The organism is Microcoleus sp. D3_18a_C4 (assembly GCF_036702415.1).
Lineage (GTDB): Bacteria > Cyanobacteriota > Cyanobacteriia > Cyanobacteriales > Microcoleaceae > Microcoleus.
In genome coordinates this window covers 5,047-6,383 of sequence record NZ_JAUBTI010000183.1, presented here as the reverse complement: position 1 = coordinate 6,383, position 1,337 = coordinate 5,047, and the positions used below count along the sequence as shown (strand labels likewise).

Genomic DNA, 1,337 nt, shown 5'->3' with positions numbered 1-1,337 from the left:
TGAAGAGAATCATCGAGCAGCATCGGTGCTGCGGTTTAGTTGACCTTTCAGGTCGCGCGGATACAAGCCCCGTCCTTCTAGGACGGCTTTTCTTGATTTCTAATGTACTCCTTCAAAACTTCTAAAGGCGCGCCCCCCACAGAAACCGCAAAATAACTAGGACTCCACAATGCTTCTTTGTGGGGTTTTTTGTGTCCAGCTTGTCCGTAACGACGACTGGAAACGCCTTTGAGTGCGTTAACTATTTGAGATATCGACAATTTAGGCGGATACTCGATCAGCGCATGAACGCGATCAGCTTCCCCATTGAACTCTAGCACTTGAAAGTTCATTTTTTGGGCTACCTCTCGAAACGACTTTTCAATCAAATCAAGACTTTCACTCGTAAATACAGACCGACGATATTTTGTTATACAGACCAAATGTATTTTAAGTTCTGTAACAGAATGGCGCTCTCGACGGTAAACTGTTGTCATTGCTTGCCAACCAATATATAATCAAACCTACAGACCAATATTCAGTATAACCATGAAGGCGAGATTCAAGTACAGATTTTATCCGACGACCGAACAGAAGCAGAGTTTAGCTCGGCTGTTCGGCTGCGTCCGGGTGGTCTGGAACGATAGTCTAGCCCTCTGCAAGCAGTCCGAAAAAAAGCCAAGTTCAGCCGATCTGCAAAAAATCGTAATAACCCAAGCGAAAAACACCGAAGAAAGAGTTGGGCTGAGCGAAGTTTCTAATATCCCTCTACAGCAATCTGTAGCAGATTTAGAAACAGCTTTCAAGAACTTCTTCGATTCCTGTAAAGGGAAACGAAAAGGTCGTAAACTGGGTTATCCTAAGTTCAAGAAAAGAACAAATAGCCAATCTGCCAGATTTCGGATTGGAGGCTTTTCTTTTAAAAATGGCGGTGTCTATTTAGCTAAGATTGGTATTGTCAAGCCAATATGGTCAAGAGAACTCCCATCTGAACCTAGCTCAGTCACGGTAGTCAAAGATTGTGCAAATCGTTATTTCCTAAGCTTTGTGGTAGAAGTTCAACCCGTTCATTCTGATGCCAAAAACCAAAGTATCGGAATCGATTTGGGAATAAAAACTTTTGCAGTGATGAGCGATGGAGAGAAAGCTGAGAGTCCTAGCTATAAAAAGTTAGACCGAAAAATCCGCAAACTCCAGCGTCAATTAGCTCGCCAGCCAAAAGACTCCAAAAGGAGAAACGTAACACGAATCAAGATTGCTAAGTTGCATAACCGCATTGCTGATACCCGGAAAGATTTCCTGCACAAATTGTCAACCAAAATAGTCAACGAAAACCAAGTGATTATTTTAGAAGACTT

The 1,337-nt window shown here is 42.6% G+C and carries 2 protein-coding genes; one reads left to right on the top strand and one right to left on the bottom strand.

What is annotated here, in order from left to right; genetic code table 11:
* Window positions 1-77: 77 nt before the first annotated feature.
* Complete coding sequence (gene tnpA, locus QUB16_RS32625; RefSeq protein WP_333322499.1) at window positions 78-476, bottom strand: IS200/IS605 family transposase; 399 nt, start codon at window positions 474-476, stop codon at window positions 78-80.
* 52 nt (window positions 477-528) lie between these two features.
* Here tnpA and QUB16_RS32620 point away from each other — a divergent pair.
* The coding region (locus QUB16_RS32620; protein WP_333322497.1) for a transposase at window positions 529-1,337 on the top strand (809 nt) is incomplete at its 3' end.

Excerpts from the sequence above, each read along its gene's own strand:
- tnpA (WP_333322499.1), bottom strand. The coding sequence starts at position 476 with ATGACAACAGTTTACCGTCGAGAGCGCCATTCTGTTACAGAACTTAAA.